Source organism: Bradyrhizobium sp. CSA207 (assembly GCF_029051685.1).
Taxonomy (GTDB): domain Bacteria; phylum Pseudomonadota; class Alphaproteobacteria; order Rhizobiales; family Xanthobacteraceae; genus Bradyrhizobium.
Window position 1 is genome coordinate 79,792 of record NZ_JAACFT010000022.1, and the last position, 15,050, is coordinate 94,841.

Annotated in this window: 13 protein-coding genes and 1 tRNA gene; 7 read left to right on the forward strand and 7 right to left on the reverse strand. The window is 65.8% G+C overall.

Annotation, left to right across the window (positions count from 1 at the left end):
• Positions 1-37: 37 nt before the first annotated feature.
• On the forward strand, positions 38-631 hold the full coding sequence (locus GWG65_RS24505; protein ID WP_275198123.1) for a thermonuclease family protein: 594 nt from the start codon (positions 38-40) through the stop codon (positions 629-631).
• A 52-nt stretch (positions 632-683) separates the two neighbouring features.
• On the opposite strand, the gene GWG65_RS24510 is transcribed toward GWG65_RS24505, so the two are convergent.
• Both GWG65_RS24510 and acs read right to left on the reverse strand, forming a co-directional pair.
• Complete coding sequence (locus tag GWG65_RS24510) at positions 684-1,199, reverse strand: L,D-transpeptidase (RefSeq protein WP_275198124.1); 516 nt, start codon at positions 1,197-1,199, stop codon at positions 684-686.
• Positions 1,200-1,614: 415 nt separating this feature from the next.
• Complete coding sequence (gene acs / locus GWG65_RS24515; RefSeq protein ID WP_275198125.1) at positions 1,615-3,567, reverse strand: acetate--CoA ligase; 1,953 nt, start codon at positions 3,565-3,567, stop codon at positions 1,615-1,617.
• Positions 3,568-3,971: 404 nt separating this feature from the next.
• Between acs and GWG65_RS24520 the strand changes: the two genes are divergently transcribed.
• Entirely contained in the window at positions 3,972-5,141 is a 1,170-nt protein-coding gene (locus GWG65_RS24520; RefSeq protein ID WP_275198126.1) for a DNA topoisomerase IB, read from the forward strand.
• A gap of 11 nt (positions 5,142-5,152) precedes the next feature.
• Here the strand turns inward: GWG65_RS24520 and GWG65_RS24525 are convergent, their stop codons facing one another.
• Complete coding sequence (locus GWG65_RS24525) at positions 5,153-5,608, reverse strand: SRPBCC domain-containing protein (RefSeq protein WP_275198127.1); 456 nt, start codon at positions 5,606-5,608, stop codon at positions 5,153-5,155.
• A 102-nt stretch (positions 5,609-5,710) separates the two neighbouring features.
• On the opposite strand from GWG65_RS24525, the gene GWG65_RS24530 reads away from it, so the two are divergent.
• A complete protein-coding gene (locus tag GWG65_RS24530) occupies positions 5,711-6,790 on the forward strand; it encodes an adenylate/guanylate cyclase domain-containing protein (protein ID WP_275198128.1) in 1,080 nt (359 codons plus the stop codon).
• 103 nt (positions 6,791-6,893) lie between these two features.
• Here GWG65_RS24530 and GWG65_RS24535 read toward each other — a convergent pair whose 3' ends face one another.
• From GWG65_RS24535 to tsaD, 3 genes are read right to left on the reverse strand one after another with little or no spacing between them, the layout of a single operon-like run.
• Positions 6,894-7,307: an EVE domain-containing protein gene (locus tag GWG65_RS24535; RefSeq protein ID WP_275198129.1), complete on the reverse strand. Its 414-nt coding sequence runs from the start codon at positions 7,305-7,307 to the stop codon at positions 6,894-6,896.
• A gap of 2 nt (positions 7,308-7,309) precedes the next feature.
• Positions 7,310-8,290 carry an NAD(P)H-dependent glycerol-3-phosphate dehydrogenase gene (locus tag GWG65_RS24540; RefSeq protein WP_275198130.1) on the reverse strand — a complete coding sequence of 327 codons (981 nt, stop codon included), beginning with the start codon at positions 8,288-8,290 and terminating at the stop codon, positions 7,310-7,312.
• Positions 8,291-8,292: 2 nt separating this feature from the next.
• Complete coding sequence (gene tsaD / locus GWG65_RS24545) at positions 8,293-9,366, reverse strand: tRNA (adenosine(37)-N6)-threonylcarbamoyltransferase complex transferase subunit TsaD (protein ID WP_275198131.1); 1,074 nt, start codon at positions 9,364-9,366, stop codon at positions 8,293-8,295.
• 151 nt (positions 9,367-9,517) lie between these two features.
• On the opposite strand from tsaD, the gene GWG65_RS24550 reads away from it, so the two are divergent.
• The 4 genes from GWG65_RS24550 (at position 9,518) to GWG65_RS24565 (ending at position 13,493) form a co-directional block, all read left to right on the forward strand.
• Positions 9,518-10,264, forward strand: coding sequence for a uroporphyrinogen-III synthase (locus GWG65_RS24550; protein ID WP_275198132.1), 747 nt, complete (start codon positions 9,518-9,520; stop codon positions 10,262-10,264).
• A gap of 76 nt (positions 10,265-10,340) precedes the next feature.
• Positions 10,341-11,546 (forward strand): hypothetical protein, encoded by a 1,206-nt coding sequence (locus GWG65_RS24555; RefSeq protein ID WP_275198133.1) that lies wholly within the window; start codon positions 10,341-10,343, stop codon positions 11,544-11,546.
• A 35-nt stretch (positions 11,547-11,581) separates the two neighbouring features.
• A complete protein-coding gene (locus tag GWG65_RS24560; protein ID WP_275198134.1) occupies positions 11,582-13,318 on the forward strand; it encodes a heme biosynthesis HemY N-terminal domain-containing protein in 1,737 nt (578 codons plus the stop codon).
• Between the two features lie 99 nt (positions 13,319-13,417).
• Positions 13,418-13,493 (forward strand) — tRNA-Thr (locus GWG65_RS24565).
• A 105-nt stretch (positions 13,494-13,598) separates the two neighbouring features.
• Here GWG65_RS24565 and GWG65_RS24570 read toward each other — a convergent pair.
• A complete protein-coding gene (locus GWG65_RS24570) occupies positions 13,599-14,147 on the reverse strand; it encodes a DUF1097 domain-containing protein (protein WP_275198135.1) in 549 nt (182 codons plus the stop codon).
• Positions 14,148-15,050 lie beyond the last annotated feature (903 nt).

Below are 15,050 nucleotides of genomic sequence, written 5' to 3' on the forward strand. Positions count from 1 at the left end.
CTTGCCGGCCCGGCCGACTCCGCCCTAGCGTTCGCGGATGTCGCGCTTCGACCCCAGCCATCCATTTCGGCATTCGTACAGAGGCTCGCCGTTTGGTCGACGGTTCTCGGGGCTGTTGCCGTGGATGTTCGTTGTGGGAATCGCGCTGGCCGTCGTGCTCATCTTCCGTCATGGGACGAACTGGCCTGTTCCGCATGCGACCGACGGCCGGCCGCAGGACGCCGAGATCATCCTCCAGCAGGCAGGAAGTCCCGACAATCGCCAGACGATCGACGTCATCCGCACCATCGACGGCGACACCTTCCTCGCGCGGCTGCATCAACGCAATGGCCGCGACCTCGTCGTGCGCGTTCGCCTGCGCGGCATCGATGCACCGGAGATGAAAGCCTCCTGCCAGGAAGAACTCGACAGGGCCGAAGCCGCCGCCGCCGCGCTCCGCGACCTGCTCGGCCAGGGCGGCGTCACGATCTCCAATCTCGGCCCCGACAAATACGGACGCGTTCTCGCCGACGTCGCGACCAAACGCACGGCCAACGTCTCGGCCGTGTTGCTCGCAGGCGGCTATGCGCGCAGCTACAATGGCGGTCATCGCGACGGCTGGTGCGCGCGGGGCTGGCGCTTCTGGCAATAAAAAGCCGCGTCGTCCGACGCGGCTTTCGCTGTCCTGATCTGATGTCCGGCGATCAGCGCGCCACGACCACCGTCGTGCCGACGGAGACGCGGCCGTAGAGATCGCTGATGTCATCGTTGAGCATGCGGATGCAGCCGTAGGACACAAAGCCGCCAATCGAGCCCGGCACGTTGGTGCCGTGGATAGCATATTCCCCGCCGGCCAGCGTCATGGCGGCGACGCCCATCGGATTGCGCGGCGACCCGCCCGGAATGACGTCGGGGATGCTCGGCTTGTCGCGCTTCACCTCGGCGGGCGGCGACCAGGCCGGGTTGCGGTACTTGCCGTCGATGCGGGTGGTGCCGGCCCACTGCTTGCCGGATTTGCCGACGCCAACCGGATAACGCACGGCGTGACCGTTATCGAGGATGAGATAGAGCCGTCGCTCGCTGGTTTTGACCACGATCGTACCCGGCGAATAGTCAGCTAGGTGTGTGCCCACCATTTCCGGCCGCGCCTGCGCCGCCGTAGAGATCGAGACCCCTGCTCCGATGGTGGCGGCCAGCGCCAGCGCGATCCGCATCGACATCAATATTTCCCCTTGCCCCGAACGGGTCGTCCAAAATTACGCAGCACCCGGCAATTGCCCGCTCGCCCGAACATTCTTAACCGCGCCTGTTAACCGGATGGTTTCCACGCGCGGCCGCCGAGGGCGAGCCAGCAGGCGGAACAGAGGAAATGTTCGAAATAAAGTAAATAACCTGAAAACAACACTCGGCGGGAAAGATGCGCGGGCTCTGGCTCGCGTCCTGACAAGCGTGTGAGGGGTGTGAACGGCTGTTAGTTCAGGGGGCGGCGCGAAACGCGGTCTCGTGTCCCGGACAAGCGCAGCGAAGCGGAGCGCCGATCCGGGACCCAGTTCTTTGCGTGTGGCTAGATGGGCCCCGGCTCTGCAGCGCACCGCTGAAGTGCGTTGCGCTGTGTCCGGGGCACGAGAGCGTGCCTTAGGCCGACGCCTGCTTCTTGTTCTGCCGGTTCTTGACGAGGTCGTCGACCACGCCGGGATCGGCCAGCGTCGAGGTGTCCCCCAGGCTGCCCGGCTCGTCCTCGGCGATCTTGCGCAGGATGCGGCGCATGATTTTGCCGGAGCGGGTTTTCGGCAGGCTAGGGGCGAACTGGATCTGGTCGGGCGAGGCGATCGGGCCGATCTCCTTGCGCACCCAGGTGACGAGCTCCTTGCGTAGCTCCTCGGTCGGCTCGACGCCTGCCATCAGGGTCACATAGGCGTAGATGCCCTGGCCCTTGATGTCGTGCGGGAAGCCGACCACGGCGGCTTCCGACACCTTCTCATGCGCCACCAAGGCGCTCTCGACCTCAGCGGTGCCCATGCGGTGGCCGGAGACGTTGATGACGTCGTCGACGCGCCCGGTGATCCAGTAATAGCCGTCGGCGTCGCGCCGGCAGCCGTCGCCGGTGAAATACTTGCCCTTATAGGTCGAGAAATAGGTCTGCTCGAAGCGGTCGTGGTCGCCATAGACGGTGCGCATCTGGCCCGGCCATGACCGCGTCAGGCAGAGATTGCCGGTGGTCTCGCCGTCCAGCACCTTGCCGTCGGCATCGACGATTTCAGGCGCAACGCCGAAGAACGGCTGCGTCGCCGAACCCGGCTTGAGCCTGGTCGCGCCCGGCAGCGGCGTGATCAGGATGCCGCCGGTCTCGGTCTGCCACCAGGTGTCGACGATTGGGCAGCGGTCGTCGCCGACAACGCGGTGATACCACTCCCAGGCTTCCGGATTGATCGGCTCGCCGACCGAGCCGAGCAGGCGCAAGCTGGCACGCGAGGTCTTCTTCACGGGCTCGTCGCCGGACTGCATCAGTGCGCGGATCGCGGTCGGCGCGGTGTAGAAGATGTTGACCTTGTGTTTGTCGATGACGCTCCAGAACCTGGAATTGTCCGGGTAGTTCGGCACGCCCTCGAACATCAGCGTGGTCGCGCCGTTGGCCAGGGGCCCGTAGAGAATGTAACTGTGGCCGGTGACCCAGCCGACATCGGCGGTGCACCAGTAGATATCGCCGTCGTGATAATCGAAGACGTATTGGTGCGTCATCGCGGCGAACACGAGATAGCCGGCCGATGTGTGCAGCACGCCCTTGGGCTGGCCGGTCGAGCCCGACGTATAGAGGATGAACAGCGGGTCCTCGGCGTGCATGTGCTCGGCCGGGCATTCGGTCGTCACCATCGCCGCGGCCTCGTGATACCAGAGGTCCCGCGTCGGGTTCATGTCGATCTTGCCGCCGGTGCGCTTGACCACGACGACCCAGTCGACGCCGTCGGCCTTGGCGAGCGCCGCGTCGACATTGGCCTTCAGCGGCACCTTCTTGCCGCCGCGCAGGCCTTCGTCGGCGGTGATGATCAGCTTGGACTGGCAGTCGTTGATGCGCTGGGCGAGACTGTCGGGCGAGAAGCCGGCAAACACCACGGAGTGGATCGCGCCGATCCGCGCGCAGGCCAGCATCGCGTAGGCGGCTTCCGGAATCATCGGCAGATAGATGGTGACGCGGTCACCCTTCTTGACATTGCGGGTGCGCAGGATGTTGGCCATCCGGCAGACCTCGTCGTGCAGCTCCTTGTAGGTGATGTGCCGGGATTGCGAGGGATCGTCACCTTCCCAGATGATTGCGGTCTGATTGGCGCGGCTGTGAAGATGCCGGTCGATGCAGTTATGGGCGACGTTGAGGACGCCGTCCTCGAACCATTTGATCGAGATGTTGCCGGGTGCAAACGAGACGTCCTCGATTCTAGTCGGCACCTTCATCCAGTCGATGCGCTTGGCCTGTTCGGCCCAGAATCCGTTCGGGTCCGAGATCGAGCGGGCGTACATCTCTTTGTACTTGGCCTGGTCGATCCAGGCGCGCTTCGCCCACTCCGCAGAGACGTCGTAGATCTTCTCGGACATGTTTCTTTTCCCTCCACATACGGCAAGCCGAGCGCAAGCGACTGGCAAGCCGATTTGATCTTGAACTGATTATGCGTCGGGCTAACCGTGCCCGACAAGGAGCACAAGCTGGACCTTCGGCGGTCCGTCGGCCATGCGAAGGATCAAGGTGGCCAAGTGTGACTGTCGCAGATCTGAAACAGGCTGGAGCCCGCCTTTCGGGTCTTTACCCAAATCCCTGGAATGGCCCTCCGCAGGGCCCCATGCACCTGCGGACGGTATTTAGAAACCGCCCCTCACCGATTCGGGACTCGCAATACGGTTCGGAACACCCTAAATGGCCAACCTGGGTCCACAGAGACCCTTGGAACAAGAATCAGAACAGCGGCATTGACCGACAACGGGCAGGGCTAAGGCATAACATTATGATGGATCAGCAGAATCTCGGGACGATACGGCCCGCTTCAGCCGATCCTGCCGCTATTGCACTGGCCAAAGCCCTCGGACAATGGCCGAAACCGTCTGGTTTCAGGCGTCCCAGCCCGAAAAAGGCCTTCGATACGGCGCCCGCGGCGACGGTCGAGGCGCTCGCCCGGGAACTGGGGCTGCGGCTCGGCGACCAGAACGAGCTGACGATCCGGCGCATCAAGCGCGGCAAGGGCTATTCCTTCGTCCGTCCCAACGGCGCCCATATCCGCGATGCCCGCACCATCCGCCGGCTGCATTCCATGGCGGTGCCGCCGGCCTATCGCGAGGTGCGTTATTCGGCCGATCCGAGCTCGCATCTCCAGGCGGTCGGGCGCGATGCCGCGGGCCGGCTGCAATATCGCTATCATGCCGATTGGGAAAAGGTCCGCGAGCAGCGCAAGGCGCATCGGCTGGAAAAGCTCGTCGGTGCCTTGCCAAAAATCCGGCGCAAGGTCTCGATGTTCCTGTCGGGCGACGAGCCGACGCGCGAGTTCGCGCTGTCGGCCGTGATCGAGCTGATCGCGCGCACCGCGATCCGCCCGGGCAACGAATCCTATGCCCGTCTCAACGGCACCCGCGGCGCCACCACGCTTCTGAAGTCCAATGTCTCGCTGGAAGACGACTGTTTCGTCCTGGCGTTCAAGGCGAAGGGCGGCAAGGCGGTGCGGAAGGAATGCGACGCCGCCAAGCTGGTGCGCGCCATCGGCATTCTGCAGGGCGTGCCGGGCAAGCGCATGTTCCAGTATCGCGATGCCTTCGGCACCGTGCGCGCCGTGAACACCACGCAGGTGAACGCGTTCCTGCGCGAAATCGCTGGCATCAAGATATCGCTGAAGGATTTCCGCACTCTGATGGCTTCCGCGGCCGTGGTGGAATCCTTGTCGCGGATCACGCCGGCGATCAGCCAGCGCGGCCGCAAGAAGCAGGTGCTGGACGCGATCCGCGCCGCGGCCGACAAGCTCTCCAACACGCCTGCGATCTGCCGCAAGAGCTACGTCCACGACACCATCGTCACCGCGTTCGAGGACGGCATCCTCGAACGCTTCGCCGCGACCATGAAAGGCCAGCGCTCACAGGCGAGGCGCGAGCAGCTTCTGGCGCAGGTGGTTGCGACAGCGGCGGTCTAAGCCCCGCCTCGCTAAGCCTCGTCGGCCAAACCCTTGTCGGGACCCGGATCGCTACCCGCAGCTGCAATCGTGAGGCGTCCCAGATAGTGCGCCCACCCCTTGGCGTGGGCGGCTGCCTGTTCTTCGGTCGGCAAGCCGCTATGGGTCATGCGGAGCAGCGTGCCGCCGTCGCGTTCGATCAGATCGATCTCGACCAGGCTCGAGCCCGGTGGCACCTCCTGGCCGGCCTCCCATCCGAACGTGTAGGCCAGACGATGCACCGGCACGACCTCGCGGAAGGCGCCGCGGGCGACGCCGCCGCGCGGGCCGATGCCCTTGAGCAGATAGAGCCCGCCCGGATGCGGCTCCGTGGTCGCATCGGACCCCATCCAGCTCAGGATTTTCTCGGGATCAGTCAAATAGGCGAAAACGGTGGCCCGCGGAGCCGCAATCTGGGTCTCGCGGCGCACTACGAACGGTTCGGTCATTGGCGATCATCCCTGGGCTGACCCTGGCACATGGCGGCGCCAAAGCGGCTCGTCAAGGATTGCCCGTGACAAAGCGGGCCTGTCTTCGCCATCATCGGGGCCATGCAACTCTCCCCGACCCTCGCCTGGCTTGTCGACGCCGCCTCCGATGCTGCCGGGGCCGACCGTCTGCTCGCGGAACTCGGCGCCCATCTGGTCGCCGACGGCGTGCCGCTTGCGGCCGGCGCCCTGACGCTGGAGGTGCCGCATCCGCTGATCGCGAAGCGGACCTGGTTGTGGCGCGCCGAGGGCGGCCAGGTGATCGAAGCGCTGGGCTTTGCCCCCGGCGGGTTGGCGCCCGACCCGCCCAACGATGCCGGTCGCCGTTGGCTGCGGGGCACCGCGCGCGGCGAGGTGCACGAAGACGTCGTTGGCCGGCACGATGGGCCGGTGCTCGGCTGGATCGGGCCGCGTCCATTCACCCCACGCGAAATCCACCAACTGCGCCAGGCCGCGCGCTTTGCCGCGACGCCGCTCGCTCTGCTCGCCGCGCGCGCCACGTTGCGGGCGACGCTGGATGCCTATCTTGGCAAACGCAGCGCTGCGCGGGTGCTGGCGGCGCCGTTGCGGCGCGACCTCGGCGAGACCATCCAGGCTGCGCTCCTCTATGCCGACCTGCGCGGCTTCACGACATTGTCGGAGACCAATCCGCCCGCCGATGTCATCGCGGCGCTCGACGCCTGGTTCGACCGCATCGCCGGTGCGGTTCACGCCTTCGGCGGAGAGGTGCTGAAATTCATCGGCGACGGCGTGCTGGCGATCTTCCCGGTGGTCGACGCGGAGCGGCGACGCGCCTGTGATTCAGCCTTGCGTGCGGCAGGCGCGGCCAAAGCCGGAATGGCCCATCTCAATGAAGAGCGTCGCAGCCAGGGCCTGCCACCTCTGGCATTCGGCGCCGCGCTGCATCTTGGCGAGATGTTGTGGGGCAATATCGGTGCCGCCGATCGACTGGACTTCACGGCGATCGGCCCCGCCGTCAACCTTGCCAGCCGGCTCGAAGGATTATGCAAGCCGCTTGGCCAAACCGTGCTGGTGTCGGGGACGCTTGCTGCCGAGACGGACATCCCCTTGGTCACGCTCGGGATGCATTCGCTACGCGGCATCGCCGCGCCATGCGAGGTCTTTGCGCTGCCGGAGAGTTGAGTACGGACCGTAGCCTGGATGGAGCGAAGCGAAATCCGGGATCGTGCCACACGAAGACTTTCCCGGATTGCGCTTCGCTCCATCCGGGCTACAGCAGCTTCGATTAAAGCCCGCCCATCTTGCAGACGAGCTTCCACTCCTCCGCCGTCACCGGCTGCACCGACAGGCGCGAATATTTCACCAGCGCCATGTCAGCGAGCTTCTTTTCGGCCTTGACCGCGGCCATCGTCACCGGCGTCTTCAGCGGCTTATCCGCCTTGATGTCGACGCAGACGAATTTTCCGGTCTTGTCGGTCGGGTCCGGATAGGCCTCTTTGACGACTTCCGCGATGCCGACGATCTCCTTGCCCTCGTTGGAATGATAGAAGAACGCCTTGTCGCCCTTCTTCATGTTCACGAGATTCTGGCGCGCGGTGAAATTGCGCACGCCGGTCCAGGCCTCGCCCTTGGCGCCCTTCGCCACCTGCTGGTCCCAGGACCACACCGATGGTTCGGATTTCACCAGCCAGTACGCCATGTTCATTCCTCTGCCTTGAAGGGGCGCGTCAACAGTCCGTCGATCGCAGCATCGATCGTGCTCCTGCCGCTCAAGATCGCCGCGACCGCTTCTGATACCGGCATCTCGATGTTTTGCGAAGCTGCGAGTTCGATCAGCACAGGTGCGGTGAACTCGCCCTCGGCAAGCTTGCCGGCGGGCGGTTGCTCGCCGCGGCCGAGTGCGAGGCCGAGTGCGAAATTGCGCGACTGCGGGCTCGAACAGGTCAGGATCAGGTCGCCGAGACCGGAAAGGCCGGCAAGCGTCTCGCTGCGCGCGCCGAGCGCGCGGCCCAGCCGTGAAAGTTCGGCAAAGCCGCGGGTCGTGAGCGCGGCCTGGGCGGAGGCGCCGAGCTTGCGCCCGACGGCGATGCCGACCGCGATTGCCAGCACATTCTTGGCCGCGCCGCCGATCTCGACGCCGCGGATATCGGTGGAGTGATAGGGCCGGAACGTCGGCGAGCCCAGTGCCTGCACCAGCGCACTGGCCAGGGCTTCATCCTTCGCCGCCAGCGTCACCGCGGTGGGCAAGCCGCGCGCGACGTCGTCGGCAAAGCTCGGCCCTGACAGGATCGCCGGTTGCGCGCGGGCTGCGGCCTCGGTGATCACGTCGGTCATGAATTTGTGCGTGCCGTGCTCGATGCCCTTGGCGCAGGCCACGACCGGCGTCGGCTGTGCGATGTGCGAGGCCAGCATGTTGACCGTGCCGCGCAGATGCTGCGCGGGAGTGGCGACCAGCAGGATGTCCGCGCGTGCGGCGACAGCAAGTTCGCTCGTGACGATGATCTCGGGCGCAAGCCGCACGCCGGGCAGCCGTGGATTGTCGCGGGTCGAAGCGATGCGCGTGGCGTGCTCGGCGTTGCGCGCCCAGAGTGTCACGTTTCGCCCGGCGCGCGCCGCCACTGTCGCCAGCGCCGTACCCCACGCGCCCGCACCGATCACCGCGACGGATTGGAAGGCCTCCATCGCTAGAATCCCGCACGGGTGTTGCCGTAGCCTGCCGGTGCCGTGGCGTTGGCGTCGAGCAGCCAGCGCGCGCGGGGCTGCGCGTCCATCGTGTCGGTCATGCCGAGCGCGAGACGTTCGGCACCTGCCCAGGCGATCATCGCGCCATTGTCGGTGCAGAGTGCGGGCGGCGGCATGATCAGTTGCGTCTGTGCCTGCTTGGCAACGTCATGCAAGGCGCCGCGGATCGCCTGATTGGCGGCGACGCCTCCAGCGGCCACCAACGCATGCGGTGGGCCGAACTGTTCACGGAAAAGCCTCAGGCCGACGCTCAGCCGGTCGGCCGTCGAGTCCAGCACGGCGGCCTGGAAGCTGGCGCAGAGGTCGCTGACATCCTGCGGCGTGATCTCCGTGATCCGGCTCGCTTCGTTGCGCACGGCGGTCTTCAATCCCGACAGCGAGAAATTGGCATCGGGGCGTCCCTGCATCGGCCGCGGCAACGCAAAGCGCGTGGCATCGCCGCTCGCCGCCGCGCGCTCGACCTGCGGGCCGCCCGGATAGGGCAGACCGAGCATCTTCGCGACCTTGTCAAAGGCCTCGCCGATCGCATCGTCAACGGTGGTGCCGAGCCGCACATACTGACCGACGCCGGTGACCGCGACGATCTGGGTGTGGCCCCCGGAAGCGAGAAACAGACAGTAGGGAAATTCGATACCGTCGGTCAGGCGCGGCGTCAGCGCATGGGCCTCCAGATGGTTCACCGCGACCAGGGGGGTATCATGCACCATTGCAATCGCCTTGGCGGTGGTGAGCCCGACAATCACGCCGCCGATCAACCCGGGACCTGCGGCGGCTGCGACGCCGCTCAGCTGGGCGAAGCCGATGCCGGCCTCGCGCATGGCCCGGTCGATGATGCCGTCGAGCAGGTCGACATGGGCTCGCGCGGCGATCTCCGGCACGACGCCGCCGAAACGGGCATGCTCCTCGACCTGCGACCGCACGATATTGGACAGAATCTTGCCGCGGCCGTCGGGCGCGCGCTCGATCACCGCCGCGGCGGTCTCGTCGCAGGTGGTTTCGATGCCGAGTACCAGCATTGGCGAATTGCTGTCCAATTTGCGCCCTTGCGCTGATCCGTAAAGCAGAGTTCTGGTACGTCCGGTAGCATTCCGGGGGCGCCCTGCGCAATTGTCGCGCGCAGCCGTCCTTGTGGGAAGCGTCACGACGATGCGCCGGGGAACACGAGCGATGTCCATTCTTGTCACACGGCCGCAATCCGACAATGAGGCGACGGCGGAAGGTTTGCGTGCACGGGGCCATTCGGTGCTGTTTGCGCCGGTGCTCAAGTTCGAGCCGGTCGCTTTCCATGATGAAAGCGAGGCCGATTATGCGGGCATTATCGTCACCTCGGCCAACGCGATTCGCGCCGTCGCGCCGCAACTGCAGAACCGCGAGCTGTTACGGCTGCCGCTGTTCGCGGTGGGCGAACACACCGCTGCTGCCGCGCGCGATGCCGGTTTCGCCCGGGTGATCGTCGCCGGCGGCGATGCCGCGGCTTTGCGCGACAAGGTGGTGCAGAGCGCCCGTGACAAGGTCGTGAAGAAAAAAAGCACGCTACTCTATCTGGCAGGCGCGGACTTGTCGCGTGATCTCGGCGGCGAGCTCGGTGCCGAAGGATTCAATGTGATCACGCAGACCACTTATCGCATGACCCCGGTCAAGCACCTGCCGCGCGAGGTCTGCGAGGGGTTTGCCGCCCACGGAATAAGAGCGGTGCTGCATTACTCCCGCCGCAGTGCGCGGGCCTTCCTGGAGGCGGCGCGGGACGAGGGTGTCGAAATCTCGGCGCTGGCGATACCGCAATGCTGCCTGTCCGAGACGGTCGCGGGCGTGTTGCGCGAGGCCGGTGCGTCGCAGGTTCTGGTGGCGGCGACGCCGGATGAAAATGCCCTGTTTGACGCCTTGGAGCGTGCTTTGCGGACCCGTTTGGCGTAAGAGGACGGCCGAATCCGGCGAAATCGGGTCCGCCCGAAGATCCGTGCAGGGCATGTAAGTTTGAGGAACCGTCACGATGGCCGACGACAAGCCTGAGGATGCAGGATTGGCCCCCGAGCCCGGCCGCGCCAAGCGCGCCCCGCCCACCATCGACCTCGAGGCGACCGAAGTCTCCACCCAGCCGCAGGACGCTGCTGGCGAGCCGGAGGCTCAGCCCGCGGCTGACCACGCCGAGCCTGAACAGGCAAAATCCGAGCAGGCTGAAGCCGCGCCCGAGCGCAGCGAGGCGCAGGCCGCCATCGCGTCCACACCGGTGTCGCCCTGGGTCGTTGCGCCAATCTCCGGCGCGGTGGCGGCAGCGATCGTGATCGCGGTCGGCTGGATGCTGGGCTGGCCTGCGGTGCAGGCGCCGCCCGCCGCTCCGCAAGTGACGAGCGCGACTGTCGATGCCCTGAGCGGGCGCGTCGCAATTGTCGAAGCCAAGGCCGGCAAGCCCGCGGCCGATCCGGTGATGGTCGCGCGGATCGACGCGCTGGAAAAATCCCTTGGCGCCTTGCGCGGCGACATCGCCAATCTGCGGGCGCAGTCCGACAAGACCGCGAGCGCGTTGAACGACGTGAAATCGGCGCCGCGGGACGGGGCCACGTCTCCCGATCTCGCCGCGCTCAACGATCGCATCACCCAGCTCGAACGCGCCGGCAAGTCCGAGCGGGCCGAGCTTGCGCAACAGGGCGAGAAGATCGCCAGCGCGAAGACGATGGATGACAAGCCGCTGCGCCATGTCGTGGCGGCAACCCTGCTCGATGTCGCCGTTCGCCATGGCGACCCCTATGCGTCGCAGCTTGCCGCGGCGCGGTCGCTTGCGGCCGATCCCGGCATGCTGAAGCCGCTCGAGGTATTTGCGTCGTCAGGCATCCCGACGCCGGTCGCTCTAAGCCGCGAACTCCTCAACATCGTGCCAAAACTGTCACCGCCGGCGGGGGCGCCAGCCAGCGGTGCCGCTCTCGTCGAGCGCCTTCAGGCCGGCGCGTCAAAGCTGGTTCGTATCGAGCGCACCGACGGCGTCGGCAACGATCGCGGCGCCATCGTCGCGCGGGTTACGGCGGCGGCGCTCCGCAACGATTTCGTCGAGGCGCGGCGCGAGCTGAAGGCGCTGCCTGAGGCCGATCTCGCCCCGGCGCAAGCCTGGCTGGACAAGGCCAATGCGCGCGATGCCGCGCTCGCCGCGTCCCGCAAATTCGCCGACGATGCCATGGCGGATCTCGCCAAGCCCGCTCAATAAGATTCGCGCAACAATCTGCGCGTATAGGGATCGCCATGCTTCGCATCGTCCTGTTCCTCGTTCTGATCGCGCTGGCAGCGGCCGGCGCGGCCTGGGTTGCCGACCAGCCCGGCGATCTCGTCCTGACCGCGGGCGGTTTCCGCGCCTCAACGACGCTTCCCAGGTTCGTGTTTTTGCTTGGCCTCTTTGCCGCGGCGGTCGTGCTTGTCTGGAGCATGCTGACAATGATCTGGCGTACGCCGGGACGCCTGCGCCGCCGCCGCCACGAAAAGCGTCACGCGCGCGGTCGCCACGCCATCACCCACGGCCTGCTGGCGATCGGCCATGGCGACACCGCGCTCGCCCGCCGGCACGCGCAGGCGGCGCGGCGGCATGCGCCGAACGACCCGCTCGCGCTGCTCCTGCATGCGCAATCGGCCCAGCTCGAGGGCAATCGCGACGAGGCGCAGCGCGCCTTCCGCGCCATGGCCGAGCGCGAGGATACGCGGCTGCTCGGCCTGCGCGGCCTGTTCATCGAGGCGCAGCGCGCCGACGATGCGGTCGGCGCCGTGATGATCGCGGAGGAAGCGATCAAGCTGTCGCCGTCCCCGACCTGGGCCTCTCATGCAGTGCTCGGCTTCCGCTGCGCGCAGGGCGACTGGAGCGGCGCGCTCGGGATTCTCGATTCGAACCTGGCCGCGGGCCTGATCGACAAGCAGGCTTATCGCCGGCAGCGCGGCGTGCTGCTCACGGCGCGTGCGCTGGAATTGGAAACCATGGACCGCGACGTCGCGCGCGAAAGCGTGATGGAGGCCGTCAAGCTCGCGCCGACGCTGGTGCCGGCTGCGGTGCTTGCCGCGAAATTCGAGAGCGAGGCGCACCAGGTGCGCCGCGCCATGAAGCTGGTCGAGGCGGCCTGGCTCGCCAATCCGCATCCCGACCTTGCCGACGCCTATGCGCATGTGAAGCTCGGCGATGCTGCGCGCCAGCGCCTGCAGCGCGTCGAGACGCTCGCGGCCAAAATCCCCGCTGACAAGCCCGGCTACGTCGAAGGCCAGCTCGCGATCGCGCGTGCCGCGATCGATGCCTCGGAATTCGCCCGCGCGCGCGAGGCGCTCGCGCCTTATGTCAACGATCCGACCCAGCGTGTGGCCCTGCTGATGGCCGAGATCGAGCGTACCGAGCATGGCGATGGCGGCCGCGCCCGCGCCTGGACCTTGCGTGCGGTCCGCGCCCGCCACGATCCGGCCTGGACCGCGGACGGCTATGTCAGCGACCGCTGGCGCCCGGTGTCCCCGGTCACCGGCCGACTCGACGCGTTCCAGTGGCAGACGCCGGTTGCCAGCCTGCCCTCCGACAGAAGTACCATGATCGAGTCCTCAGCCTTCGAGGAAGCGATGCTCGCGGCCCCACCGCCGAAGCGAGTGACGGTCGTGAGCGAGAGCAATGTGGAACCGGTCGCAGCTGCGCCAGCGCCCGCCGAGCAGGACAATTCACCCCTGAAGGCCAAAGAGGAGACGGTGGTCACCGCCGAGCCGGCCAAACCGGCCGCCGAGCCCGCCGAATCATCGCCGCCCGCGGCAACACCGGTGTTTCGGACCCGTGCCGATCTCGGCAAACCGGCACCCGTGCCGATCCCCGCCGTCATTCCGATCATCCGCGCTCCGGACGATCCCGGCATCGATGACGAGGGTCCGAGCGATGAATTTACGGAACAAATCGGCACGCCCAGGGCCCATGCAACGGCCCAGGCCGGCGGCTGGCGGGGATTCTGGTCCCGCTGGGGCGCGTGAGCCGCATTTCGGGCCCCGCTTGTCCTTGCCAATTCGGGCCGTGCCCGATATCAGGGGCGCGCGTATCGGGGCCGGCATTGCCCAGGCCCGGCAGGGTTCGCCGCAATAGCTCAGTTGGTAGAGCACGTCATTCGTAATGACGGGGTCGGGGGTTCGAATCCCTCTTGCGGCACCATTTCCCGAACATTGTCGCGAACCGAACGCCGCGACCGTCATCCCTCGACCCAGCTAGGCCAAGTCGATGCCGGAATTGGACCAGGCACAAAACGCTGTGCCTCGGTTATGCGGACGCCCTGGTCGTCTGTCTTGTGGGCAGCGCCTTCGCGAGCTGGTCCGAGGCATAGCCGAACAGGGCTCCGATCACCATCGAGACAATCAGCAAGACCAGCGGGTTGGCGAAGGAGGGCGAGACCAGGTTCTGCAATGGGCCGGTGGCCGGCGCGGCGGATGGCTGGTGCAGCGAGTACGCTACAAGCGCAGCGTAACCGTAGACGTTGGCCGGCACCACGGACAGCAGATCGATCGAGGCGACGATCACCAGGAAGAACACAGTGACGCCGACGACGATCGCTGGCCAGACCGATCCTAAACCAGGGACCGGGACGTTGACGATAATCAACAGAGCGACCCATGCGACCAGCGCACCATAGGCATTGCCGACGATCGTTTTGACGAGTGCATTGGTGTTGGCGCCGCTGTGGAAGAAGCACCCCCAGCCAATGAAGCCCGCCCACACGAGGACGAAACCGCTCAAGGGCCCAAGTGCGAGAAATGCCCAAATGCCTCCGAGAACGGCGATACTTAATGAGAGAGCTAACACCTGCGTCATGGCGTACCTCCCATGTGATGTGCGTTTTAGTGGAGCGGAGCGCAGCTGCCGTGCATCGATGCTGTGCTTTCGCTCCAGTGCAAAATATAGCACGGTCCCGGTGAGCTGTTCGGGAGAATGACAAAGCGGGGCTCCAAATCTTGTCCAGAATGAGCGTCACCCGGCGACGACCAGAGATTGTTAGAGCCCGGCTGTGCTCGAATGCGATTAACGGAGCCGGACGCGCCGCGCGGGCGCCTGACCAGGGACCGCCAAGTGCGGAAGCTGTAGCGTTTCGCGTGACTGGGCAGGCACCATCGCCCAACCTTCGCCGGCATCGACAATGCACGACAGACCGTCAGGCTGCGACAAGAGTATTGTCCAGCTGCCTGCCGGCGAAACGAATACCTCCACGAGATGGCCTCGGTTGGATAATCCGTGGCCAGCTTTAATCTCGCCGAGGTTGTCCTTGAGGATGGCAATGAATTCGGACCGAGAAGCGCAGGGCCCAACGGCGCTGGCCGCGGTCGGTATGAGAGTGACAAGCAGGCTCATGGTCGCCAGGCGAATGTATCGCAACATGGCGTCCTCCTCCTGGGAGGTCATGTACAACCGCTGGAGAACCAGGGATGCTTCCGCACTTCCCTTGGAGGGAAGATGGTGACCAAAGACCACAATATCAAGAGTAGATGACGATCGAAGGCCACAATATCAAGAGGAGTGGCTTGGCTGGGGTGATGATCGATGTGTGAGCAGCCGTTCGGCCCTCTTCTTGTCAACGTGTGGAAGCCGTCATTTGGTGACGTTCCCCTGCTCATCGGGCCTGGCTCACTTTTTCGGTATACGAAGACTGTCCGAGGGTGTCATCGCGAACTCACCCCACAAATTACGTAGCAATCTCAATTGTATAGGAGTTCGTAATTT

What these genes read in the sequence shown, in the direction of transcription:
- GWG65_RS24505 (WP_275198123.1), top strand. Translation starts at nt 38, where the DNA reads ATGTCGCGCTTCGACCCCAGCCATCCATTTCGGCATTCGTACAGAGGC.
- GWG65_RS24510 (WP_275198124.1), bottom strand. Translation starts at nt 1,199, where the DNA reads ATGTCGATGCGGATCGCGCTGGCGCTGGCCGCCACCATCGGAGCAGGG.
- acs (WP_275198125.1), bottom strand. Translation starts at nt 3,567, where the DNA reads ATGTCCGAGAAGATCTACGACGTCTCTGCGGAGTGGGCGAAGCGCGCC.
- GWG65_RS24520 (WP_275198126.1), top strand. Translation starts at nt 3,972, where the DNA reads ATGATGGATCAGCAGAATCTCGGGACGATACGGCCCGCTTCAGCCGAT.
- GWG65_RS24525 (WP_275198127.1), bottom strand. Translation starts at nt 5,608, where the DNA reads ATGACCGAACCGTTCGTAGTGCGCCGCGAGACCCAGATTGCGGCTCCG.
- GWG65_RS24530 (WP_275198128.1), top strand. Translation starts at nt 5,711, where the DNA reads ATGCAACTCTCCCCGACCCTCGCCTGGCTTGTCGACGCCGCCTCCGAT.
- GWG65_RS24535 (WP_275198129.1), bottom strand. Translation starts at nt 7,307, where the DNA reads ATGGCGTACTGGCTGGTGAAATCCGAACCATCGGTGTGGTCCTGGGAC.
- GWG65_RS24540 (WP_275198130.1), bottom strand. Translation starts at nt 8,290, where the DNA reads ATGGAGGCCTTCCAATCCGTCGCGGTGATCGGTGCGGGCGCGTGGGGT.
- tsaD (WP_275198131.1), bottom strand. Translation starts at nt 9,366, where the DNA reads ATGCTGGTACTCGGCATCGAAACCACCTGCGACGAGACCGCCGCGGCG.
- GWG65_RS24550 (WP_275198132.1), top strand. Translation starts at nt 9,518, where the DNA reads ATGTCCATTCTTGTCACACGGCCGCAATCCGACAATGAGGCGACGGCG.
- GWG65_RS24555 (WP_275198133.1), top strand. Translation starts at nt 10,341, where the DNA reads ATGGCCGACGACAAGCCTGAGGATGCAGGATTGGCCCCCGAGCCCGGC.
- GWG65_RS24560 (WP_275198134.1), top strand. Translation starts at nt 11,582, where the DNA reads ATGCTTCGCATCGTCCTGTTCCTCGTTCTGATCGCGCTGGCAGCGGCC.
- GWG65_RS24570 (WP_275198135.1), bottom strand. Translation starts at nt 14,147, where the DNA reads ATGACGCAGGTGTTAGCTCTCTCATTAAGTATCGCCGTTCTCGGAGGC.